Origin of the sequence: Paenibacillus vortex V453 (assembly GCF_000193415.1) — a bacterium.
In the GTDB taxonomy this organism is placed as follows: Bacteria; Bacillota; Bacilli; order Paenibacillales; family Paenibacillaceae; genus Paenibacillus_AQ; species Paenibacillus_AQ glucanolyticus.
The window spans coordinates 21,435-44,724 of sequence record NZ_ADHJ01000041.1 but is presented as its reverse complement, the minus strand read 5'-3'; the positions used below and the strand labels follow the sequence as shown (position 1 = coordinate 44,724).

The 23,290-nt window shown below is 42.3% G+C and carries 16 protein-coding genes and 2 pseudogenes; 6 read left to right on the top strand and 12 right to left on the bottom strand.

Annotation, left to right across the window (positions count from 1 at the left end; genetic code table 11):
* Window positions 1-533: 533 nt before the first annotated feature.
* The 4 genes from PVOR_RS22610 to PVOR_RS22595 are packed head-to-tail and all read right to left on the bottom strand — an operon-like array spanning window position 534 to window position 7,046.
* Window positions 534-3,689: a type I restriction endonuclease subunit R gene (locus tag PVOR_RS22610; protein ID WP_006211823.1), complete on the bottom strand. Its 3,156-nt coding sequence runs from the start codon at window positions 3,687-3,689 to the stop codon at window positions 534-536.
* Between the two features lie 23 nt (window positions 3,690-3,712).
* Window positions 3,713-4,882: a restriction endonuclease subunit S gene (locus tag PVOR_RS32285; RefSeq protein WP_006211822.1), complete on the bottom strand. Its 1,170-nt coding sequence runs from the start codon at window positions 4,880-4,882 to the stop codon at window positions 3,713-3,715.
* The gene (locus PVOR_RS22600) at window positions 4,872-6,464 is read right to left on the bottom strand and encodes a type I restriction-modification system subunit M (protein ID WP_006211821.1); all 1,593 of its coding nucleotides are present in this window, start codon (window positions 6,462-6,464) and stop codon (window positions 4,872-4,874) included. The genes PVOR_RS32285 and PVOR_RS22600 overlap by 11 nt, the downstream gene beginning before the upstream one ends.
* 24 nt (window positions 6,465-6,488) lie before the next feature.
* Window positions 6,489-7,046, bottom strand: a complete 558-nt coding sequence (locus PVOR_RS22595) for a restriction endonuclease subunit S (RefSeq protein WP_006211820.1) — start codon at window positions 7,044-7,046, stop codon at window positions 6,489-6,491.
* A 396-nt stretch (window positions 7,047-7,442) separates the two neighbouring features.
* Between PVOR_RS22595 and PVOR_RS22590 the strand changes: the two genes are divergently transcribed.
* Both PVOR_RS22590 and PVOR_RS22585 read left to right on the top strand, forming a co-directional pair.
* Window positions 7,443-7,973 (top strand): recombinase family protein, encoded by a 531-nt coding sequence (locus PVOR_RS22590; RefSeq protein ID WP_006211818.1) that lies wholly within the window; start codon window positions 7,443-7,445, stop codon window positions 7,971-7,973.
* Between the two features lie 157 nt (window positions 7,974-8,130).
* Complete coding sequence (locus tag PVOR_RS22585; protein ID WP_006211817.1) at window positions 8,131-8,655, top strand: hypothetical protein; 525 nt, start codon at window positions 8,131-8,133, stop codon at window positions 8,653-8,655.
* 45 nt (window positions 8,656-8,700) lie between these two features.
* On the opposite strand, the gene PVOR_RS22580 is transcribed toward PVOR_RS22585, so the two are convergent.
* The 4 genes from PVOR_RS22580 to PVOR_RS22570 form a co-directional block, all read right to left on the bottom strand.
* Window positions 8,701-9,261 (bottom strand): N-acetylmuramoyl-L-alanine amidase, encoded by a 561-nt coding sequence (locus PVOR_RS22580; RefSeq protein WP_006211816.1) that lies wholly within the window; start codon window positions 9,259-9,261, stop codon window positions 8,701-8,703.
* 86 nt (window positions 9,262-9,347) lie between these two features.
* A complete protein-coding gene (locus tag PVOR_RS22575) occupies window positions 9,348-9,551 on the bottom strand; it encodes a helix-turn-helix domain-containing protein (RefSeq protein ID WP_006211815.1) in 204 nt (67 codons plus the stop codon).
* A 4-nt stretch (window positions 9,552-9,555) separates the two neighbouring features.
* Complete coding sequence (locus tag PVOR_RS29870; RefSeq protein ID WP_006211814.1) at window positions 9,556-9,711, bottom strand: YvrJ family protein; 156 nt, start codon at window positions 9,709-9,711, stop codon at window positions 9,556-9,558.
* Complete coding sequence (locus tag PVOR_RS22570) at window positions 9,699-10,121, bottom strand: sigma-70 family RNA polymerase sigma factor (RefSeq protein ID WP_006211813.1); 423 nt, start codon at window positions 10,119-10,121, stop codon at window positions 9,699-9,701. The genes PVOR_RS29870 and PVOR_RS22570 overlap by 13 nt, the downstream gene beginning before the upstream one ends.
* A gap of 260 nt (window positions 10,122-10,381) precedes the next feature.
* Here PVOR_RS22570 and PVOR_RS32280 point away from each other — a divergent pair, with 260 nt between their 5' ends.
* Complete coding sequence (locus PVOR_RS32280; RefSeq protein ID WP_234973068.1) at window positions 10,382-10,573, top strand: recombinase family protein; 192 nt, start codon at window positions 10,382-10,384, stop codon at window positions 10,571-10,573.
* Between the two features lie 360 nt (window positions 10,574-10,933).
* Here the strand turns inward: PVOR_RS32280 and PVOR_RS22560 are convergent, their stop codons facing one another.
* A complete protein-coding gene (locus PVOR_RS22560; protein ID WP_006211811.1) occupies window positions 10,934-11,641 on the bottom strand; it encodes a tyrosine-type recombinase/integrase in 708 nt (235 codons plus the stop codon).
* Window positions 11,638-14,604 (bottom strand): annotated as a pseudogene (locus PVOR_RS22555) (Tn3 family transposase). The gene PVOR_RS22560 and the pseudogene PVOR_RS22555 overlap by 4 nt, the downstream one beginning before the upstream one ends.
* A 244-nt stretch (window positions 14,605-14,848) precedes the next feature.
* Between PVOR_RS22555 and PVOR_RS22550 the strand changes: the two are divergent.
* Genes PVOR_RS22550 through PVOR_RS22540 form a run of 3 tightly spaced genes read left to right on the top strand, consistent with a single transcriptional unit; the run spans window position 14,849 to window position 18,605 of the window.
* Window positions 14,849-15,922: an endospore germination permease gene (locus PVOR_RS22550; protein ID WP_006211809.1), complete on the top strand. Its 1,074-nt coding sequence runs from the start codon at window positions 14,849-14,851 to the stop codon at window positions 15,920-15,922.
* Window positions 15,919-17,445, top strand: a complete 1,527-nt coding sequence (locus PVOR_RS22545; RefSeq protein WP_006211808.1) for a spore germination protein — start codon at window positions 15,919-15,921, stop codon at window positions 17,443-17,445. The genes PVOR_RS22550 and PVOR_RS22545 overlap by 4 nt, the downstream gene beginning before the upstream one ends.
* On the top strand, window positions 17,442-18,605 hold the full coding sequence (locus PVOR_RS22540; protein WP_006211807.1) for a Ger(x)C family spore germination protein: 1,164 nt from the start codon (window positions 17,442-17,444) through the stop codon (window positions 18,603-18,605). Before PVOR_RS22545 ends, PVOR_RS22540 begins: the two co-directional genes overlap by 4 nt.
* Window positions 18,606-19,120: 515 nt before the next feature.
* Here PVOR_RS22540 and PVOR_RS22530 read toward each other — a convergent pair.
* Together PVOR_RS22530 and PVOR_RS22525 are read right to left on the bottom strand one after the other, a co-directional pair.
* Window positions 19,121-22,091 (bottom strand): annotated as a pseudogene (locus PVOR_RS22530) (Tn3 family transposase).
* A 14-nt stretch (window positions 22,092-22,105) separates the two neighbouring features.
* Window positions 22,106-23,023, bottom strand: coding sequence for a tyrosine-type recombinase/integrase (locus tag PVOR_RS22525; protein WP_006211804.1), 918 nt, complete (start codon window positions 23,021-23,023; stop codon window positions 22,106-22,108).
* Between the last annotated feature and the right edge of the window lie 267 nt (window positions 23,024-23,290).

Sequence of the window (23,290 nt, the reverse complement as noted above, 5' to 3'; positions counted from 1 at the left end):
TAATCGGGGACAATATCTTTTCAGATACTCTGAATGCATACTTTCATGAGGCTTTAATTAACTCTCATGATAAGATGAATTATAGTGATCGCTGGAGAACTTATAATGGGGTAATTGCGAGAAGTAAAGGCGAACGATCTGACATAAACCTCTGTTTAGCAAAATCAATGTGTGAAATTTATTTGAATGATACCAGTAGCATTTCTACTCATCAGGTTACAGAATTTATTAGTGAATTGTCATCAGCGTATAGTAAAGTTCTCTTAGAATTTAAGCCCCAAGCGGATAAAGAACTTAAACGATTGAGTTAATTAAAAAACTCCAGTTCAGCGGTTTCCAAATTTGAATCATCCTTTGCAGAGTACGGGCGACCGGTAGTTGGTTCGTTTTGATAGAATATATATGAAGATCAAATTATGTCAGGCGAACAATACCCTAGTGGGTAGGCCTGTTCAATAAAAAAACAGCCGATTATTTTTAATCGGCTGCGATTAACTTTATGAACAAGGACTAACTATCTGAGGTAATGACATTTAGCGCAACTCATCATCCAACGGTACAATGATTTCATCTAGCACAACTTTCCATTGACGCTTCATCTCTGGTGCGTATTTCAATGGCTTTGCATCTGGATGTATGGCTTTATACTTATCAAACTGCTTGCTATTAATAATACCTCCGATATTTGGGATCGGATCCATACCGATTACATATTGAACCGCAGATAAATAAAGCTCGTTCTCCTCCACAAACCAAGTTTGCGCAAATTCTTGAATCGTCGTGTTACGTGCGTTCTTGAAGAATCTCCGTTTCACTACTAGAATATCTTCTTCGGCGTCTATCTCTTTAGTGTCAATCGCGTTTAAAATCGCTCGGTATACGCCTTTAACAATTTCTGATTTCTTCAGTTTTTGAAGGGCCTTTTCGATCTCGTCACGGATATTTTGATTATTGGCCAAGTATGATTCCAATAATCGGTCAATATAGGTTGAGTCAATATCATAGATCTTAATGGTATTATCCCCATAGAATTCAATGTCCGAAAAGTTGGGTCCGGGTCCTTCGTCGTCATCTCCCTCAACTATTAATGATCCCTTAACCGTATTGTAGACGCCAATATATTCTTCCAAAGTCTTCGCCTGTTCTTTAAGTGCTGTTGATTTCTCCATTTCATCATTGTAGTCGTCGTACGTAATTAAAGCTTCAAAGGAGTTGTTTAACTCCTGGAATGCTTTCACAAATTCAATTCGGGCTTCCAGGTCTGAATGTTCGTTGATATCATATGGATTTGGAACTAGTTTTGTCAGCGTCTTGTGTGCCTTCTGGAAACGTTTCTTGGATTCATCATACGTTGGATAAACAAGAGTAGATTCCTCTTGTGCATGTGAATACAACTTCGTAGCATCCTTCACATTTTGCTCCATTGATGCAGGCTTTCGGAAGGTGACAATCAACCCTTTTTTCTTGTCTGGGTAGGTACGATTCGTCCGAGAGAAAGCCTGGATCAAATTGGCGTAACTCAAATTTCGATCTACAAATAACGTTTGGATCGTTGGAGCATCAAATCCAGTCAACAGGCGATCTACAACAATGACCAGGTCAATTTGTTTTCCAAGTTGTTTAAATTCCGCTTTCTTACGGGCTAACCGATTATTGATATCGCCATTATATCGTTCAATATCCTCTATAGACCAAGCTGTACGATAGTAATCGTTATAATCCTTTATGATTCCCTTCATCTCATCTTGAATTTGTTTGGAATTCTCTTCATTTTCCTGCATCGAATAGGTGATGGCAACCCGAGGGAAGTCTGGATCCTCAATTGTACGGCCTGTTCGAATCGGATGTCCGGCAAATTCTCTCGTTAACCACTCCGGATCTTGAGTCATCTCTTTAATTGCCTGATAATACCGTTTGGCTATATCAATGGAGCTTGTGGTTAAGATAGCAGACTTTTGCGGCCGGCCGTTTTGGAAATCAAATTTGATGTAGGCATTATCGGGCCTGAAGATCTTATGTATCACCTTCTGGATATGCTCATCACTTTCAAATGTAGAAGGATCCAGATAAGATTCCTTCTCTATTCCTTCCATTTGATCGATCCTATGATTAATATCATCATCACTGTCATCAGGGAACTTCATGCGAAGTTGATTGAAAATATAATTCTTTAATGAAGTAGGCTCAATCGTATCCTCATGTTCTACTTGGAATCCCAATACAGCTCCGTCATCTAAAGCATTCTTAATCGTATACGTGTGCAAGACTTCTCCATACTGATCATGCGTGGTGCGAGCCAATTGTCCTTTGGCCTGCTTTTTATTTTCCTTAAATATCGGCGTGCCTGTAAAACCAAACCAAGTGGAATTGGGAAAGAATCCCTTGATCGCATCCATTCCTTCTGCACTTAGCGCCCGGTGGCATTCATCTACGACAAAAACAATATGCTGCCCCAGCATCTTCTTGAAACGTTGGGTGCCTTTTTGTTCTTCTTGTTTCTCTGCATAGCGTAAGGCTGCCTCTAATTTTTGGCGGGTCGTGATAATCACGATATTGGAATTGGCATCAGATAATAGCGTATTGCTCAGCTCTTTCGAACTTCCGGTTCCGACAATCAAGCTGTTGGACCTAGCATTACCCGAAGAAATACCCGTATTAAATTCGGAGGCAAATTTGGTGAACTCCGTCGTTGTTTGGTTATCTAAGTCTTTTCGGTCAATGAGCATTATGGTGCGATCTACACCGGGCTTACGAGCTAATAACTTCGTAGAAACAAAGCTGGTCAATGTTTTCCCTGAACCAGTCGCATGCCATATATGACCAGATTGATGTTTCATGGCAGCAGTAAATAAAGCTTCGATCGCATGGACTTGATACGGCTGCAACACCATTAAGGCTTTGTTATCTTGATCCTCACTCACAATCGTATAATTGGCAATTAAGCGATGCGCATCCGGAATATTTAAGACTTGTTTTACGAATTCGTAGAGATTTTCTACTTTTCGATTGTCTGTTGTCCGCCAACCGAAGATAAACTTCTTATGCATATATTTAGGTAATGCATTAGCAAAATAACGCGTTGTTTGTTCGTTAGAAATGACGAAGATTTGCAGCGTAGAAAAGATATTATTTCGAAACATCCCTTCCTCTGCGTATTTCTTAATTTGATGATAGGCGTGAAACACGCCGTCTTTCGCACTGGCTTGTTTGAGTTCAATTTGAACAATAGGCAGGCCATTAATTAATAGGGTCACATCAAACCGGCGATCACGGTCATCAACGTTAGCCTTTTTTTTCGCAATCTGATGAACAACTTCATATGTAGAGATTCCACCGCCAATGTCTTGATTGGAGTATAGCACCAATGACATCGAACCCAGGGATACATCTTCACGTTCAATAGTGACCCGAGCTATTCCATTCTCCCCTTTGAGCCATTTAGCAGCATCAAAAGGGGTTAGTGTTTTTAGTAGTAATTCAGTTCTAATCGTGTCAAATTCCTTATCCGAAATGGGGTGTTCCCCAATTTCGGATAAGTTGTTTTGCGTAATTTTCTGACGTAAATTCTTCCATAAGTCTTCTTCTGATTTTAGGTCCGGACGATAATTCCACTGATTACGTCCTTCGCCAAGTACTTCAATGAGGCGCCGTTCTATCTCAGCTTCATCATTATGCGGTATCTTCGACATGGGTTTTCCTCTCTTCTAGTTGATTAGACAAACATTTTTTGAAGGAATGCTTTTTTTGTTTCTTTTAACGCATCTAGTTCGCGCTGATGAAGAGTGGTGAGTTGGTCAAGGCTACGGAAAAATGAGCCGATTTGATCTTGTTCTTCGATAGATGGAAACAGAAAACTCATTTTTCCAATCTGTTGGAAGTTCAATCCTTCACGTCCACCACCTGCTTGATTATTATTAATCTGTCCTTGACCTTTAGGAGATGTCAAGTTTAGTTGAACAAAATCTGAATTATAACCTTCGGCGGGTCTAACGATACATACGTGCTGATTAACGTTGGCACAGACAGAATAGCGGTACACTGCACTTCTACCAATTGAAGCGCCTGTAATGTTAAGCAATACGTCATTTTTAACCACGCGACTGTTTTTCATCTCTTCATCGGTCTGAGGAGTGATATATGCTACATCTTTCAAGTCAACGAAATCCTCGTAAACATTTTGAGACCTAAGAAATGGAATCCCTTCTAAAACGTAAGAAGAATCCCCTCCTTTTGGTGTCTTTCCACTTCCAATCTTTAATGTTATATCCGCCAACGTACGCTTTTCCCAAGCGTCAGTAAATCCAGGAAAACGAATTTCAGGGAAATTATCTCCATTTTTTGGAAACATTTTTTGAAGCAACCCAGTCTTCAATTTTTTCGCGTTATTTAACTTACGCTGATGAAGGCTGATGATGTGGTCGAGGCTGTCAAAGATCCGTGAAATTTGCTTCTGTTCTGCGACAGACGGAATACTGGCTTTGGTAAGATGCACGTCATTTCGATTCAAAGTTGGGACACCACTACCAGTACCATAACGCTTCAAATCCAATTTCTGATACAAATAATAAATGAATTTGGCATCGTTTCTTTTGAAGTCAGTTACCCACAAAGCCGTGTTATGTGGCCAATAATCAACTTCTACAAATGTTAGATTTCCGATTGTGCCAGAACGACCAGTCACAACACCAGGGGCTTTTGCTTTGTACTTTGAATGATAGGCGCCTATCCCATTAGACATAATAACGGGGTATGAACCTGCTTCCATTTCACTAACAGGTAAGTCGAATCCACGCTGTAAAGGCGCTATATCTATAACCTTGCGCTGTTCCCAAGCATCAGTAAATCCCGCAAGTCTTATCTTTGGTGTGTTTTTATTTCCCACGATTAAACACCTCTAATGCACCCTTGATCCATTCTGCGTTTTCCTCATCATGTTGTAGCGACGAAATCATGTCAAATAAACTAGATTCTAATTTTTCTTTCTCTTTTCGAATGTCTTGAATTTCCCGACCAATTGAAGCCATATCGATAGATTCTTCTTCTTCAAAGGTATCCACGTATCGAGGGATGTTTAGATTAAAGTCGTTTTCTTTGATCTTCTCAAATGTAGCGACATGGGCATATCTCTCAACATTTTCTCGTCTTTTATATGTCTCGACAATCTTATCAATATGTTCTTCGGAAAGATTGTTTTGGTTCTTTACTTTTGTGAATTCATGACTTGCATCAATAAATAATACGTCACGAGTCGTGCGATTTTTCTTCAAAATGATGACAGTTGTTGGAATTGAGGTCCCGTAGAAAAGGTTTGCCGGCATACCAATAACAGCATATATACTTCCATCTTCTAATAGTTTCTTCCGGATCACCCCTTCTGCAGCTCCGCGGAACAGTACGCCATGCGGCAAAACGATGGCCATGGTTCCGGAATCTTTCAGATGGTAGAACCCATGCAAAAGAAAGGCAAAATCTGCTTTAGATTTAGGCGCTAATTTCCCGTACCGGTTAAAACGTGAATCATCGAGGAACGTATCATCGGAAGACCAATTGGCGGAGTAAGGTGGATTCATAAGGACAGAATCAAAGGTATATGGCTCATCTGTCGGCCAGTCTTTGTTCAAGGTGTCCCCGTTGCGTAAACGCATGTCTTCTTTATCTACACCATGCAAAATCAGATTCATCTTTGCTAGGTTATAAGTCGTTGTATTGAGCTCTTGACCATGATACTTTACATTATCCGGATGGTTAAGATAGTTTCGGACATTCAGCATCAAGGAACCTGATCCCATCGTTGGATCAAATACGCTAAACAATTTTTTGTCTTCTTGGCCAATGGTAGCTATACGGGCCATCATGTCGGAAACCTCGTGAGGGGTATAGAATTCACCTGCTTTTTTACCGGCCTCAGAAGCAAATTGGCTAATCAAGAATTCATAGGCATCCCCGATGATATCGCCGTTATGACCGATCACATCAATATCATTTAGTTTCTTCAAAACTTCGGTAATGGTGATGTTTCGTTGTTGGTCATCGGATCCTAGTTTTTTAGATGTCAGATCCACATCATCAAACAATCCATTAAACTGGTCATACTTCGTAGACAGATCGATGAACGCTTTATTCAAGTCATTTAACTGAAATATGTTTTGTTTAGCCTGATTGGTCAGTACATTAAATAAATAATCTGGTCCAATGTCATATCCTAAAGTATCTACTAAGGTATCAATTAAATCCTTTTCCACTTCTTTATCGGCCAATAAACTTCTGTACAGTTGGGTTTGTTTTTCTTGTGTGTTGTATTCTTCTTTCGATTCATCAGCGATTTCAACCACTTTTTCTAACAACTTATCGGATAAGTATTTGTAAAAGATCAGTCCTAGTAAGTAGTTTTTGTATTCCGATGCATCCATTTTGCTACGCAGGTTGTCTGCGGCACTAAATAATTTGGAGTTTAATTCAGCCATGTTAGAGTCCTCACTTGTCTATTGTTATTGGTCTAATTGATTCAATATTTCTAAATATAGTCTCTCTTCAAGTTCTGCTTGTTTCTTAACTAAAGCATGGTGCTTTTTTAAAGTGAAATAAGCTTTACCAATGGTCCGTTGTTTCTCGATTGTTGGCAACTTGATTTCAAATTCTTTTAGAATTGCTGGGATTAATTTAGGGACAATACTACCTTGCATGGAAATTGCCATTTGCTTTTTCACGGAATAGGATTCATTTAAGGCGTAGCATAGATAGCAAGGATCCAGAGTCCTATGATCAAAAATGAGCTTCGCAAAGTTCTGGTTGATGATTTTTCCTTGGTTTAAGTCACTTACGATCCCTGCCTTGGAACTCACAAAACTGAAAACAACATCTCCAGTACTGCTCAAATACCCGTCTGTGTGTTCATGATAAAGATTAGCCTGGAAGTCTAGAAATGAGCCCTCTAAATCATTTACTAAATCCTCGTATGAATACGCAACTAAAGTGAGATCGTTTTTCTCGTTTCCTCTGGAAAGGTTTTTTCCTATTCTAACCGTTACAACATCTTCAAGCTTCATATCCCACCCTCACCCTAAAAAAGTACTTCTTTAGAATTACTACACGTCGACGATTTAAATCATAATGCTCTAAAAGCATTTCGTCAATATTTTTATGTAATTTCTAAGAATTACTTGATTGCGACGAAGTTCTTCCTGAAGATCTTTAAAATTTTTGCTGGAGTGTCGGACAACATCAAGGAAATAATGCCGTAAACTTATTGACGTTAACTACGCACTTTATGTTTAGCTAGATTTTGTAACTGACGTGGTTGACACCACTCTCTATAGTCTGTAAAGGTATATCTTTAAGGACACCTTAAAATAGCATGTACTTCTGTCCGCAAAGGTATTGATTTTTATTAAGAAACGTTTATTTTATAAGTAACCCCTTTTTAAACTATTGGAGGACAAATTATGAGATTATCCACGAGAGAATACGGATATGCCAGAGTATCAACCAAGGATCAGAACGAAGACAGGCAGTTAACCGTACTACGTGATATGAAGATTCCAGATGAATACATTTTTGTAGACAAAGCCAGTGGGAAAAATTTCGATCGGCCAGAGTATCAGTTTCTGAAGCGTGTCTTGCGTGAGGGTGATACCTTATTTGTTAAATCCATCAACCGTTTTGGGAGAAATAAACAAGAGATTCTAAAAGAGTGGCAATGGTTGATCGATGCGAAGATTCATGTTGTAGTGATCGACATTCCGATTCTGGACACGCGTAAGTATGAAGACCTGGAAGGGATCGGGCAGCTCATTATGGATTTGGTGCTTCAGATCCTTAGTTGGTTGGCTGAAGAAGAACGTAAGGGCATCAAACAAGCGCAGGCTGAAGGGATTGCTGAAGCAAAGAAGCAAGGTAAGCACCTAGGACGGCCACAGATCAACTTGAGTACCACTTACATTAGGGCAAAGAGCCATCATGGATGCCAATTATAAAAAATGGAGGAATCATGAGCTTTCGGCTATAGAGTTTATGAGGAAATTAGATCTGAAGAAGAACACCTTTTACAAAGTTATAAAGGAATTTGAATCTCAACATGATATGTTATAATTTGAATCGTGGAAATTATATTTATGACAGGAGACTCTTTAAGTGAAAACCAGGACAAAGAATATAGGAGTTGTTATATTAATCATTGCGGTGGTGGTCGCAGGTATATTTTATATTTATCATGAAATAAATGTGGCTTCGACCAATAAAATGAGACTAGAATCAATTGTAGGCCAGTCCTTAACAAAATCACGAGAACAACTCGAAAAAATCTCAAAATTACAGGAATTAAATAATAGTAATATTCAACTCATTCAGAACGAATTAACTGGGATTCAAGTACATTACAGTGTAATCGACAAAGCAGTTGGAGTAAGTTTACTGGCTCCCATTTCTGACGAATTAAAAACAAAATTCGAGGATATTTCTTCGATATATCAAGGTTCACAGCAGTTATCAGAGGAAGGTATAAAGGAATTTAACGATTATAAAAACAAGTTGGTTGATTTATCATCAATTATTAATGAAACCTATTACGAGTCATCACAGAATCACCCTGAAGGAGGAGGAGTTAATCTTAATATTACTGACTATCAAGAGTTGGCTAAGTTTAGACAAAACTTCTAAAAAAGAAGCAGGTGGACTGATTATCAGTCCACCTGCTTTTATTCATTACAAATGATTACGTAGGCCGTTCACAATGCCAGTAGCAATTGTATTCAGTCTAGATTCATAATCAAGGTTTTCATCGTCAATGTTTGCGATTTCGACTAGTACTTTTTGGCTTGCCTTGGTTGTATCACGTAGGACAGCAAAGTTATCTGCATATGTTCCAATACCCGTAGAATAAGGTCTCAGTCCTGCTGTGACTGCTTCGGCAAAAGCTTTAGATGCTACTGCACCTGTTTGATAAAAAGTACCTACACGACCTTTTGGAGTATTTACATGAATACTTACTAGGGCATGTGATGATGGGATATTGTTATTAATATAAGCAACGCGTTTGTTAACATCATCTGCAGCAGTTGTTCCACCGAAGTCCTTGTCAGTCGAACGGGTCATATGAACAATTGCCCCTTCTCTTTTTAAAATAGTCTCCATGTATTTCGCAACTTTAAGACAGATAACTTTTTCCAATCGCAGCTCTGGTGATGCAAATTTTGGTTCCGTAACTCCTGGATATTTACCACCGTGACCCGGATCAATAATAACTTTTTTATCTTTCAAACTCATAATTAATTACCACCTTTTATTTTATTTTTTTGATCGACGTCTTACTATATAAAGAGAAATGAAACTTAGATCTTACAACCACTCTTCTAATTTTTTTTAAAATCACTAGTATCAAAAGTTTGGATAACCTCAATCATTTTCACATAGAGCTCTTGTTGTAGATCTTCTCTATGTTCGGCGGGTACTTGTAACAACGAGGATTTTAGTTTAGGGGTGAAACATTCTAAAATACGTAATGTTGCTTCCCGATCATCTTGCTGCTGGGCTTGTACTAGCAATTCTGCGAGCATAAAATCACTTCTTTACGTTTTTTTGTATTTCGTTCTTCAAGGCATTGATGGCTTCGCTTAAATCAGATATTTTTTTTTCAAAACGAATAAGTAGATACAGCGTAATTGCAATGGGAAAACCTAAATTGGATATATAAGTAGCAAAATCTACCTCTGGCACGAGTCCTCACCCTTCCCCTTCCCTTCCGTTATTAACAGCCGCAATTTTGCTAGAGCCTTTAAACGGTGCTTAGAGATGTTTTGTTGTGACCCGCCTACTATTTCAGAAATTTCTTTGTCATTGAGTCCTTGGGCATAAGCAAGTGATAGTATTTTTTTTTGTTGTTCTGGAAGGGATTCATACGCTTGATAAAGTGAATAATTTGTAATGTGATCTTTTAAGCTTAGTGGCACAGATTCTGAATCATAAGAGATAAGTAAGGTTGATTCTAGGTTTTCATCATTGTCTAGTGTCAGTGGGAATCGACTATTTTTCATTCGTCTCTTCTTGTCATAGTTTATAGAGTTGTAGTATATAAGATTGGCCATATAAGTGATAAAACGACGATTCAATTGGTCATCTTTTTTCAATATAAACCCCCTCCTTTTGAAGAGATTACTCCTATCTAATAAAGAGAAATGAGACTTGAAATTTACAACCAATTTCCAACAAGAAGAACAAGTGTTCTTATAGTTTACCATTAACTCTATTGCAGTCAATGTAATCCAATCCATAACTTCTTTATAATTACATATATGTTTATTGTTAAATCTATTGAAACATGCGCTACTAGAATTATAGCTAGCTTGGAGAGTGGCAATGGCTAATCGATGCAAAAATTCATGTTGTGGTGATCGACATTCCAATTCTCGATACGCGGAAGTACCAGGAGTTCGAGGGGATCGGGCAGCTTATTATGGATCTTGTGCTTCAGATACTTAGCTGGCTTGCTGAAGAGGAACGGAATGGCATTAAGCAAGCACAGGCTGAAGGTATTACTGAAGCCAAGAAAAAGGGAAGCACCTGGGGCGGCCACAAATAAATTTGAATACTCTTACACCGGCGCAAAGGAACACCCTGGATACTGACCTATCCTCTATGGAAGAATAATAAGCTTTCGGGTGTAGAATTTATGAAAAGATTGGATCTGAAGAAGAACACCTTTTACAAGGTTATGAAGGAGTTTGAAACTCATTAGAAGACTATGAAGGATAATAATGTTCGTCTTTTAAAGCAATTTGGATCCCAGGGAAGCTCCTGCAGCAGATCTTTTTCAGAGCAATACCCGAACGTTAAAGTTATGGCCAACTAAAAAAAAGAGCCAGGAACCGAATATGAGGGCATAAAGTCTTTTTTCGGGGTAGTACCAGCGAAGCTGACACCACCCGCAAAGTAGATGTTATTAAATGGGAAATTTGTTGATGACCTCGTTGTACTCCTGCTGTGCATCAGTGATTGCCAGTTTTGAATAGACTTCCAACGACTTCCGGCTTTCGTGGCCGGAATACGGTTGTATGAGTGCGTCATCGATGCCCTGCTTTTTAAGCCAAGTCAACAGGAAATGTCGTAGCTTATGCGGCGACAGATTTTGTACAAGACCGGCTTCCTCCGAATATTTAGCCAAAATCTTTCGTATTCCCCGATCCGTATATTTTTTCTTCCACGATGATTCGAACAAGTAAACCGCCTGCTTCTTTTTCATTGAATCGGCGTGCATGGCCAGCATTTCCTTGAACGATTGAGGGAAAGGGACAATGCGATCCTTATTCCCCTTGCCCTTATTAATCCGGATTTGGCAGTAGTGGAAATCAACATCGGACAATTTGATATTGATCAGCTCGCTTACCCGAACGCCGGTATATAGCAGCGTCTTGACGATCATCATGTCTTGAAAGTTCTTCGCTTGCCAAACCACATCGTAGTAGCGCTTAAGCTCCTCTTCTGTAGGTACATAGGGGAGCTTCTTCGCTGTTTTTGGAACCTCTACCTCCAGCTCTGCTCGAAGATGCTGAAACAGGCTTTTGAGATAGTCATAATCTGGCCGTTCCCCTCGGAGATACTTCGCCAGCTCCTTCGCTTTGCGTTTCGGGGATATGCGTCTTTCACTCACGCAATAACACCTTCTTCCAACGGAAGGCGTTCACTCATGTTCAGCCTAAATGTGCCGTAAGGGTTTACGTGCGTGTAGATCAGCGGGGTAAGCGCCCGCAAGTCTTCCGAAGTCATCATATCGAACCATTTGCGGTCGGATAGGATGCTTTGAAGCATAATGGTATTGATGTAAACCAGGCAGTTTTGCAGAAGGTGAAGAGACAATACGGCTAGCTCTTGATCTTCTAACCGGTTGGTAGCGATTTCTCCGCCTTTGCCGTAAAAGATAAAGCTGTTGGCCGAGTTCCAATTTTCCACGACATTCAAGCCTTCATTGATCTCGCGGCGCAGCTCCTCCGAGTGCAGGTAATCGCAGAGGAATATCGTTTTGACTGCTTTGCCGAGTTCCCCCAAAGCTTGATAGGTCGGATGCTTTAAATTATTACGGGTAAATCGTTTCAAGATTGCTTCTGTTTCGGCGGTTCCGAGTCGGAGAGCCGTAGCGTACTTCATCATTTGATCGTATTGCTGCCGAATTAGCTCCCAGTTGATTGGGCGGGTCAGCACCGGCTGCAAAATTCGGATTAGGCATCGGTCATGCCTGGTTCGGGCCGGTAAAGTTTTTGCGAATGAATCGCTTTGAGCCGTGGCATGAGCTGATAGCCCAAAAGGTAACAAAATGCGAACGCAACCTCGCTCTGGCCGTGTGAATCCACGTAATTCTTCTCGACCTCCATTTCGGTACAATGACGAAGCAATCCTTCCATCATGGCAGCGACTTCAGAGGAGGAGCACGATTTGAGCTGCGAGTAAATGCATGTCGAATTCTTCTCAACGTGCCAATATATCATAACGCCGCGGCCGCGGTACCGGATATGCCATTCGGTCATCAGATTTTGATCCCATGCACCAAATTTTTTTGAATCCGATGCACAGGATGTCGTGGCATCGCCCCAAATCTCCTGCATCCGAACGCGAAAAATCGCATTAACCACTTCGGATATCGCATTTCGGAGATTGTCCTTATGAATGAATTTCCTGCGGACGTACAGCAAGTCTTTGTAGCTTTCTCCATGCTCACCGGCACTCACACGTTTCAAGCCGGTATTCGTCCCGAGGCCATAAAGGGATAGGATGAGTCTCTTTTGCAGCGTATCCCTGCTTAACGCTTCGCGTACAGCAACAGTCTTGAATTTTTCAGTAAATCCGACACGAAGATCGGCCTCTTTTAAAATGTCCAACAGGCTCGTCATTGGCCAGCGCCGAAGCATCTCTGATTTTATCCGTGATAGGTTGACTGGCTCTGCTTGTGGTTCTAACGGAGATAAGCTAATCCAACCATTACCCTTCTCCGTGATCCGGACCTTGGGGTTTTTCTGGAGACCGGTATCAAGCTTTTCTAATCCATCTTTCATGGCCTGCTTCAACGTTGCAATGAATGCTTCTGCATCCAGCGGCTGCTTTAAAGCCTTATAATTTTCTTCCCGCCGTTCTTCGAAGTCTGTCGGCAAGTCATCGTCCGGATTCCGGTATCGGTTCGCTCCGGCCACCCATATTTCCTTGCAACGAAGCTTTTCCCGTAAAGCTTGCAGAACGCTTATCTCATAATTCATCCGATTAATTCGCTCTTGGCCTTTCTCGTCCTTCTCAACAATGATTTCTTTATTAACCGTCCGGATTACACCATCTACCGGGATTTCTTCGGACATTGGCAAATAATGATGGCCGGTGTCAGAATATTTCTTTACCAGTTCCAGCGCACGAATCACTGGCCGATGCACTTCATTGTTTGATCGGAATTCCAGAATGCCTAGTATTTCGGGAACCATACGGCGGTAGTGACTCCCATAGGAAGCCCGAATAATGGTATGGATTTTCTCACGGTAAGCCGGTCCGGTATGCTTGAATTCTTTTATCAAATCCCGTAACGTTTGCTCATTTACGACCGGGAAAATGACATCACGAATTACTCCGTCTGGATTGTTGACGGCAGACTGGGCCATGTTGAATAAAATGCCATACTTATTGCTTACTTTCCGTAGGTCATTCAGAATTTCCTTCTCGACCTTGCGTTCTGCCCGTACTCCTATTCGATGGACGATTTGAATAAGTAGCTCAATCAAATTGTCCGTTATCTCCATACTCCTTAGCCAGAAGAATGCGGCCAACAATGTGTAACGGATCGGATCAGGGTGGCGACGAAGTTCCCGGAGATCCTCTGTTGCGGTCCGCTGCCGGTACTTGGTCAATACTTTAAGAGGGATATCACGAAACAGATTATCCGGAAGCTCCAGATTTCGAATCGTTCGCAGCTTGCTTACTTCTCTTAACACACTTTCGACACCTGGTTTGCCCGGATCAGCTTTTAACTCTTGAAAAGAAAGAAGTCCCTCGTCGCTGCCGCCTTGGTCTTCATCTAGAAATGCGATACTATCTACGAGTGAATCCAGTTTGGACAAAGATGCCGCAGGCAACTTTTCCAATGTGACTTGGAAAAATTGTTCCTCATATGTACGGATTGCGGCTCTGATAAGTCGCTCAATGCGATCAGGCGTAGGCGGTACAACTTTCATCTCCCGAAATCGCCCGTATACGGTCTCGACCAAATGTTCGAAATCGTGATCTTGGAATAATACGCTTTTGCATAGCCAATCGATTACCTCTTCGGCATCATTGATGGTATCCTCACGAAAGCCAAAAAACTCCCTGATTTGTGTTCGATGGTAGGTAATGGAGCGACCAGTCCAATCGTATTGTGCGTACAGCTCTGCCGGTGCCTCGATCTGCTTTGCTATGTATTGAATTACTGCTTTGGGCACTTCGAATTTTTGGAAGGGGAATCGCGCTTCGTATTGGAAAAACTTAAACAGAACAGCAAACCCCAACCGAGTCTCCCCCCGACTTATTGCCGACTTGCTGCATTTCGTTGGGAAGAAACGTAAAATGCTCAATTAACTCCTCCAGCTCCCAATTTCGCTTCACTTGATCCCCTCCGAGTAAAGTTCCTAAAATGGTTAGAATCGGAATTTTAATCATTAAATTTAGTATACCGAAGCATACTTAATGAGGCAATGTGGAGCAAAAAGCTATCATATTCCAATTACCTAATCAAAAACGGAACTTTTGCAAGATGGAATAGCCGAAGTGATTGGAATGAAGACGATGAGGGAAAAGTATATAATGGTGTTTCCATATTCTTCTTCAAAAGTTGAAAGAGGTGATCTTTATGCCAAAAATTCCGCTTATACAGTCATACATGATAATTATGCTTTCAGTCGGTTTGCTGAACCACGTCATTATTATACCGTTACTGCTCGGTGCTTCAGGGCGAGATGCCTGGCTGGTAGTACTTCTTGTATTAATCGCTTCGCCTCTTTGGATTGGCTCTTTGAACTACATCATCAAAAACATGAACGGCATACATTTAAAGGATTGGTTGCAGCAGCATTTCGGAATGTTTCTCTCCATAACCCTGGTTTTCATATATAGTGTGCTTGTATGGCTCATGGGACTCATTTCCTTGAAGGATACTCTAACTTGGACAATTGCAACTTATATGCCTCAAACTCCAATGCTCGTCCTTGTGGTAGCAACAATTGTCGGATGTTTCTTTGCGGCATATCAGGGGCTTCGCACCATTGCGATTGTGAGCGGGATATTGTTACCTTTCGTTGTCATTCTTGGCGACCTTGTAATGATTGCAAACTTTCAGTTTAAAGATTATACCTTGCTTTTTCCTTTGCTCGAAAAAGGAACACCTCCACTATGGAAAGGTGTTCCCTACGCTGCCAGCGGGTTGCTGGAGTTGTCGTTGCTGATGCTGATCCAGCATAAGTTAACGAAGAAACCGGGCTTCATAAGTTTGATGCTTGTTTGTCTCATTTTATCCGGGCTTACGATCGGCCCTTTGATGGGTTCGATTACAATGTATGGCCCTGATGAAGCGGCAAACCAACGATATCCTGTTTATGAACAATGGAGAATGGTTCGACTGGGCGAGTATGTGGAGCATGTCGATTTTTTCTCGATTTACCAATGGCTATCCGGTATGTTCATTCGAGTGTCCCTTTCCATGTATCTCTTGGGGGAATTATGGAAATTACAAAAGTATAAGTGGATACCTATGTTCCTAGGCGCTTTATTCATGTTGGTTGTTACATTGCTGCCTATTAGCGATATGGTCTTTCAAGACCTATTGAGCCTATATTACTTTCCATCGTTTTGTGTCTTTACAATTGGGGTCATGATCGTATATGTCGTACGAACCTCAACACGAAATAAAAGGAGTATCTACGAATGATAAAACGATTCAGAAATAAGAAGGCGGAGGTCTTACCATCGCCATCAAACAAAGTGGCAACTGTTTCACAACCGCTTAGTGAACCGTCGCTTATCCAACGCTTCCAGATGTGTCAAGATGTTAAGCGTCATGTTTACAAAATAAAAGCTGGTGATGATCAGTCGAGGATCGTTTTGCTGTACTGCGATGGTTTATGTGACAACCAACAGCTCATTCAGGATATGGTGCTGCCCCACTTGACTCGTTTTTATGAAACTTACGGATTTCATAAGAATGAGGAGATTGTTGAGTCGTGTCAATTACAGTTAGAGAGCATTTCTTTCGAGGAGTGGGAGCAACAAGTCGAAACGGATATTTTCGAGGGCAAGCTGCTTTTGTTCATTCCGGCACTAACTTCGTTGTTCTCCCTCGATATTTCCAAAAAACCGGCACGTAAGCCGGAAGAGTCTAACATTGAAGTCTCGATACGCGGTCCAAAAGACGGTTTTGTTGAAGAAGTCGGCGTCAATGTTGCGCTGATTCGGAAACGTATCAAGTCAACCAGCATGGTATACGAAACCAAAACAGTTGGCGTGAGAACTAAAACAACAGTTGCGATTCTTTATATGCGAGACATTGTTAATCCGAATATTGTTCAAGATATAAAGAAAAAATTGGATGGTATTCAAATTGACGGAGCAATCAGCGCCACTCAACTGGAAGAATTAATGGAACCGACAAGAGCTTTGTTTCCTTTGATGGGGTACACAGGAAGACCGGACTTCACCGTGAACTGCATGATGAATGGCCGCGTAGCATTAATTGTGGATGGTACTCCGGCTGCTTTGATCGCTCCAGCCAATTTGTTCTTGCTCCTGAAAACACCGGAAGATATCCACTTTACTGCTTTATCGGCCACGTTCGGGCAAACTCTTCGTTTGCTCGGGTTGTCCGTTTCACTCATGCTGCCCGGATTTTGGGTTGCCATTCTTGCGTATCATCAAGATCAACTGCCTTACTATTTACTTGCAACTATTGGCATTAACCGATTAGGAATCCCATTAGGTGTGGCAGGGGAAATGTTTCTGTCGCTCATCTTTTTAGAAATATTGCGGGAAGCCGGTGTTCGCTTGCCTTCTGCCATTGGCTCTACTGTTACCGTTGTGGGAGGTCTTATCCTGGGGGATGCAGCCATTCGGGCAGGATTTTTATCCCCGAGCATCGTTGTCATAGGAGCGATTACTCAGGTGTTCGGTTCGACTTTATCCAGCCAGTCGTTATCTGGGACAATTAGCATCTTACGCTTTATCGTGTTTATTTTGTCTGCCGCGCTTGGCATCTATGGCTTTTTTCTTGCTTTATTTATCGTGACAACCCATTTAGCCTCATTGCGTTCATGCGGTTTGCCTTACCTGGCTCCGCTTTCGCCCCCATATAAAGATTTCGCCAATGCATTGTTCCGATTACCTTGGAGATGGCGAAAAACTCGACCGGACAATCTGAATACTCACGATCCTACAAGCCAAGGGGATGGGCAGAAATGAAGACGTATAAATATATCGTTGTTCTTCTGCCCCTCATCATACTCACCGGCTGCTGGAGCAAATACGAAGTGCAAAACATGAATTATACGACAGCAGTCGGAATTGACTATGCGGAAGGTCAATACACCATCTATGCGCAATTGCTTGACTTCTCGACAGTGGCAAAGCTGGAGGGCCAACAAAAAGCGGAGCAGCCCCCGGTCTGGGTCGGTAAGGGACAAGGCTCCTCGTTTACAGAAGCAGCGAATGATTTATACAGCACTTCGCAACAGAGGTTAAACTGGGGACAAGTCTCTGCGATTCTGTTCAGCGAACGGTTGATGAAGGAAAGGAAAGTCGGTGAAGTGTTAGAACTGATCAACCGTTATCGTGAAATAAGGTACTTAGCCTGGCTATTCAGCACGCGAGATCCCCTTGACGAGATCTTAATGGCAACATCGTTTTTCAGATTGTCACCAAAGGCATCGATTCTACATAATCCTGAACAGAATTATCGACAGCATTCTATTCTCGCTCCGATCCGCCTGCAACAGTTTGTTCTGGATTCAAATGAAAAGGCTAAGTCAAGCTATATACCAGAATTATCAATTCGAAAAGACCAATGGAAGGAAAATCAAAAGCCACGTGAGTTGCTTAGATTTTCTGGCATACAAGTATATGATCAAGAGCACTATTATGCACGCATGGACATCCAAGATCTGTCCGGGTTGCCGTGGCTAAATAAACACACAATCCGACTGCCTCTTGACTTGTTTTCCGATAAAAAACTTATAGCGGTTCTCGTCGCAGAGAAACCTAAATATGACATTACTCCAAGTGTTAAATATGATAAAGCGTATTTCGATATATCCGTTTCAGTGAAGGCTGGGGTAAATGAGTTGCATGCAGACGTTACTGAACAAGAACTCACGCAAATGGCTCAAAAAGAAATTGAGCGGCAAATTAGGAAAACCTTTCAAACTGCGCTTGAGAAGAATATAGATATTTATAATCTAGGGGAATCTCTTTTTCGCAAGAATCCGCATGAATGGAAACGCATTGCATCAGGGAAACAGCATTTTGTCTTAAACGAGGATTCCTTGCAAGCTATAAGCGTTAATATGGATATCGTATATCCTGGAAGATATAAATTTAAAAAAGAGATTCTTGCTGTCCCCTAATTTTTGATTTCTTCATTGATACAAATACCTGTCATAGAATGTCTAGCGCGGCGAAAAGGTAAAGGATCGAGGGAAATAAGATCCTAGAATTACTGATTTACATATTTGCCCATATACTTTGCGGGTGGTGTCAGCTTCGCTGGTACTACCCCTTTTCATGTAGAAACGTGGAATGGATGCATGTGAGAGAGGGATACAAAACACGACCACACTGAACTATTATGAATTTTGCACTATATGAATATTTCACAATAGAATCTTTATGACGCGATCGCCTACATATACCGTACACTCCATGTCTATGCTCTCCCTATGTACAAAAAGATAGTCTTGCAACCAGTATCCGGATGAGATCCGCGCAGTTCTTTTAAGTTTCCTTTTTACTCCGTGCCTTTCTATAAGGGGTACCGCCAACATTTTAACGATAATATACGCTAAGCCTTCGGATGTACCTGGCTTAGCGTTTTTTCTTACTCTAAGCCCAATAGTCCGGGCTACACCGCCCGGACTACCGATCACTCACCTTCCTGTTGTTTCAGCGGTCGTAATGAGTTGAGAGACGTATTCTGCTTGAAGTTGAATTTGTATTCACCTAGAAAATTGATGTGCTCCCCATCCAAGGGGGGAAATGTGATTTAGCAGTTCTTCCTGAAGCTTACCTTGCTTTTTGCGGTGTTCAGTTGCCTGCTGGAGATAGACGGTATTCCAAACGCTAATTGCATTGATGATAATGTTCAACGCACTTGCCCGTTGGAGCTGATCTTGTAGCGCACGTTCCCGCAGTTCGCCATGTTTGCCGAAGAAGATCGCTCTGGCCAATGCGTTCATGGCTTCTCCTTTGTTCAACCCCCGATGGATTTTTCTCCGCAGCGCCTCGCTCGAAAGGTAATCCAGAATGAAGATCGTTTTCTCGATACGCCCCATTTCTCTCAGCGCGGTAGCCAAGCTGTTTTGTCTTGCATAGGAACCGATTTTCCCCATAATGAGTGATGCTGAAACGGTTCCTTCCCGGATGGAGTGAGCCAGCCGGAGTACATCGTCGTAGTTCTCTTGAATGATCTTTGTATTAATCTGTCCGCGAAGCAGCTTCTCCAATTTAGGGAAAATGGACGGTTTTCCGATAGCGTAGAGCTTGGAATCAGCCAAGTCGCGTAAGCGCGGCGCAAAGCGAAATCCAAGCAAATGCGTTAAACCAAAGACTTGATCGGTGTAACCGGCTGTATCCGTATAATGCTCCTCAATGGACAAGTCCGTTTCGTGGTGGAGCAAACCGTCGATGACGTGTACGGCATCCCGAGCGTTCGTATTGATGACTTTCGTATAGAACGTGGAAAACTGGTCGCTCACGAAGCGATATATCGTTGCTCCTTTTCCGGTCCCGTAGTGAGGATTCGCATCTGCGTGAAGAGACGATACACCGATCTGGACGCGCATTCCATCAGATGAGGAGGTAGTGCCATTCCCCCAATATGAAGGCAGCGCCAGCTTATGATGAAAATTGACAAGAACAGCTTGCGCTTTATTCATCGCGTCTTCGTACAGCCGCCATTGAGCTGTATTGGCCATTTGCCGATATGAAATGCTCGGCGTGGCTTCAGCCATCTTCGTAAGCCCGATGTTCGTTCCCATTGCCATAAGGGTAGCCATAAGGATTGTTGTTTCTTCCTCGTTCGGAGCGCGGTTACTGGAAGCGTGAATAAACTGCTCATGAAAATTCGTCCAGTTGGCTACTTCCATGAGCAGATCCGTAAGCTTAATTCGTGGTAGCAGCTCATAGAGGGAAAGACTGAAATTTCGGGATTCATCGGGAACATCTTTCTCCAATCGCTCAATGTGCAATTTCCCGTTCTCCAAATTTACTCCGTCCAGCTCATCGATGTGATCCGAAACCCAATTTAATCTTTGAAGAAGTGCTTCAATCCGTTCTTCAAGATATTCCTTTGCGGACAAACTGACGGCAAGCTTTGTAGCGTTAGGATCAATGCCATTCCAATCGGCTTTCGGAACAAGGTATTCCTCGAAATCCTTATGCTGACGGCTTCCGACTATGGACACGTCCCCGGAACGAACGTAATTCCGCAACTCTGTCAGGACAGCCATTTCGTAGTAATGCCGGTTGATCGTTCCGTCATCGTCGTAAACGTGCTTTTGCCAGCGGTTCGAAACGAAGTTCAGCGGCGCGCCTTCCGGAACCTTCCGCTTCCCGGTTTCATTCATATCCCGGATGATATCGACCGCCTTCATTAGCGGCTCTGCGGACTTAGTTGACCGAAATTCCAACGATTTTAGCAGCGTTGGCGTGTATTTTCGGAGCGCATAGAATTTCTTTTCTAACAAGTCCAAGTAGTCGTAATCAACTGGTCGCGCCAGCCGTTTAGCTTCCTCCACGGATGCGACGACCTGATCCCACGGCATGACGGCATCAAGAGCAACAAACGGATCAATGCCTTCGCTTCGGGCCTTAATAAGAGCGGCTCCAAGATCGGCAAAGTGAACAACCTTTTCGTTGATCGATTTACCGTTTTGCTTTTGAAGTTCCTCTTGGGCCTTTCTCCCTTTGGAAAGCAGTATCATAATCTGCCGGTCATGAATCTCGAAAGCCAGGTCTGTCAAATCCTGAATTAGTTCCAATAGGTACGCTACTAAAATCGCGTACTTTTTCGGATCATTAAAACGTCTGAAAGAATGAGGTTCGTAACGCGAACCGATTTTAGAAAGTTGACGTAGACGGTTCGGATGGATGCCTTTCGTATCGACTTGCAGCTGCAAGTCGCGTAAGTATTCGAGTTTTTCAATCACCTTCAAAAAAGAATCCGGAGAGCTAGTACCTGGAATTTCCCTTAACCATGCTAAGTAGGTTTTGCTACTTTCCGGCATGGTGGTTAAGACGCGATCCAGCTTAGCAATTTGTAATTCTGTCAGTGAACTGCTGAGCAGCTTGAATATTTTTTCTTCTGTTCGTTTGCGCGTTTCCCAAACGGCTCTTTCAATTGTAGCCATTGAAGGGAGAATGATTTTACGCTTACGTAAATCTTCGAGTGCGAGTTGAATCAGGTGTAAGGGATTGCCGTTTGCCATTGCATGGCTAAATAGATGCTTGCACAAAGAACGATATTCGCTCAAGGTGAATGTCTGGTAGCCATATTCTTTCCGGATCTCATCCAGATGCTCGTACTTCGTTGCTTCTCGGTCGCCGTAAGATGCAAAAGACTCCACATCGGCATTGATTTGCTTTGCAATATGACGAAGAATTTGAACCGGCACTTCTTTTGTATCAGAAAGTGTCCAGCCGAGATAACGAAGTACGCACAGCTGCACGGCAAAGCCGAGTCGATTATAATCTCTTCGCCGCTGCTGTATGATTTCAAGGTCATGCTGTGTAAATGTGAAATAAGTGCCCAATTCCCATTCGCCAAGATCAGGCGGTATCTGCAAATAATGCAGCCGTTCCTCCGGAGTTAGCAGTTCCCTTACTCTCGCGTACATCGTACTTCATCCCCCTATTGCCAAGCTATTTTTTCGACTTCCGCTTGCAGATCCGCACGGGTTGCCTTGACGTAAATCATCGTTGTGTCCAGACTATCGTGTCCCATAATTTGCGCCAAGCGGTGCAACGGCGTGTTTTCTGCCATCACATAGCCGAACCGGTGCCGTAGATCGTGGGCGCTCAATCCTTCGAGCCGGGCTGCTTTCATATATTTTTGAATTAAATGACGTAAAGCACGTTCGGTTAATCGATCGCCGGTCTTTTCAGATGGAAACAGAAAAGGACTGTGCGGAGGGAGTTCTGCCAGATATTTTTCTAAAGCAACTCTACACGTGGCGTTCAAAGGAACTTCCCTCTGTTTATTTCGTTTTCCGGATCGGACCGTAAGCTGACCACTACGTTTACCGATTTGAATATCTCCGGGAGCCAAGTCACACACTTCCATGCTTCGTAAGCCCGTGTGAAACATCACGATTAGAATCGTCTGATCCCGAAGAGAACCGCCATGCTCGGCCGCAGCAACCAAAGCAGCTTCTTCTTTGTCTGTCATCTGTCTGGGGCTTACCTTTTCTTCCGGAACCAATTTAACCGGCTTCGAAGGGTCGCGGCGAATCCTGGATTCTGACACGGCCCATTCAAAAAAACGTTTCAGGGTAATAAGCCGCCGGTTAATGGTCGCCGGTTTCAATTCCATTATTTTTTGTGCTGCTTCCCTATATCGCGTTAATGTTGGAGTAGCCACATCTTCAATTCGAAATATAATCTCTTCCTCTTGGTGGTAGGCGGTCTCAAACCAGCCGATGAAATGTTTTAGGTCGCTTGCATACTCTTTTAGTGTTTTGGGATTCAAATCTTCGTGGGTGGTGAGAGCGTGAATGAAGTCCTGAATCGTCTGATCGCCCTGTTCCGAAATCCCCGGTGTTTCTCTCATTAGCAAAGCCTCCAAATCTTGTCTTACATTAGCGGACATGATATTCTTATTTTAACCGAAACATTAGCGGACATCAAGTGTATGCTTTGAAAACACCAAATGACCGCTAATCTTAATTAGCGGTCATTTAATATTAGGAGATCATTCCTTCATGATGGTTCGTAGAGACGATTTGCGCAACCGAGGAAACACTCGTGCAGCAAATGAATCGGCAACGAATCGCGCTATAGGAATCGTTTCTGCGCGATACTTCACGAAGCATATTTT

Bases quoted from the DNA above. Each gene is read 5' to 3' on its own strand.
- PVOR_RS22610 (WP_006211823.1), bottom strand. From the start codon at position 3,689: ATGTCGAAGATACCGCATAATGATGAAGCTGAGATAGAACGGCGCCTC.
- PVOR_RS22600 (WP_006211821.1), bottom strand. From the start codon at position 6,464: ATGGCTGAATTAAACTCCAAATTATTTAGTGCCGCAGACAACCTGCGT.
- PVOR_RS22595 (WP_006211820.1), bottom strand. From the start codon at position 7,046: ATGAAGCTTGAAGATGTTGTAACGGTTAGAATAGGAAAAAACCTTTCC.
- PVOR_RS22590 (WP_006211818.1), top strand. From the start codon at position 7,443: ATGAGATTATCCACGAGAGAATACGGATATGCCAGAGTATCAACCAAG.
- PVOR_RS22580 (WP_006211816.1), bottom strand. From the start codon at position 9,261: ATGAGTTTGAAAGATAAAAAAGTTATTATTGATCCGGGTCACGGTGGT.
- PVOR_RS22575 (WP_006211815.1), bottom strand. From the start codon at position 9,551: ATGCTCGCAGAATTGCTAGTACAAGCCCAGCAGCAAGATGATCGGGAA.
- PVOR_RS22550 (WP_006211809.1), top strand. From the start codon at position 14,849: ATGCCAAAAATTCCGCTTATACAGTCATACATGATAATTATGCTTTCA.
- PVOR_RS22545 (WP_006211808.1), top strand. From the start codon at position 15,919: ATGATAAAACGATTCAGAAATAAGAAGGCGGAGGTCTTACCATCGCCA.
- PVOR_RS22540 (WP_006211807.1), top strand. From the start codon at position 17,442: ATGAAGACGTATAAATATATCGTTGTTCTTCTGCCCCTCATCATACTC.
- PVOR_RS22525 (WP_006211804.1), bottom strand. From the start codon at position 23,023: ATGAGAGAAACACCGGGGATTTCGGAACAGGGCGATCAGACGATTCAG.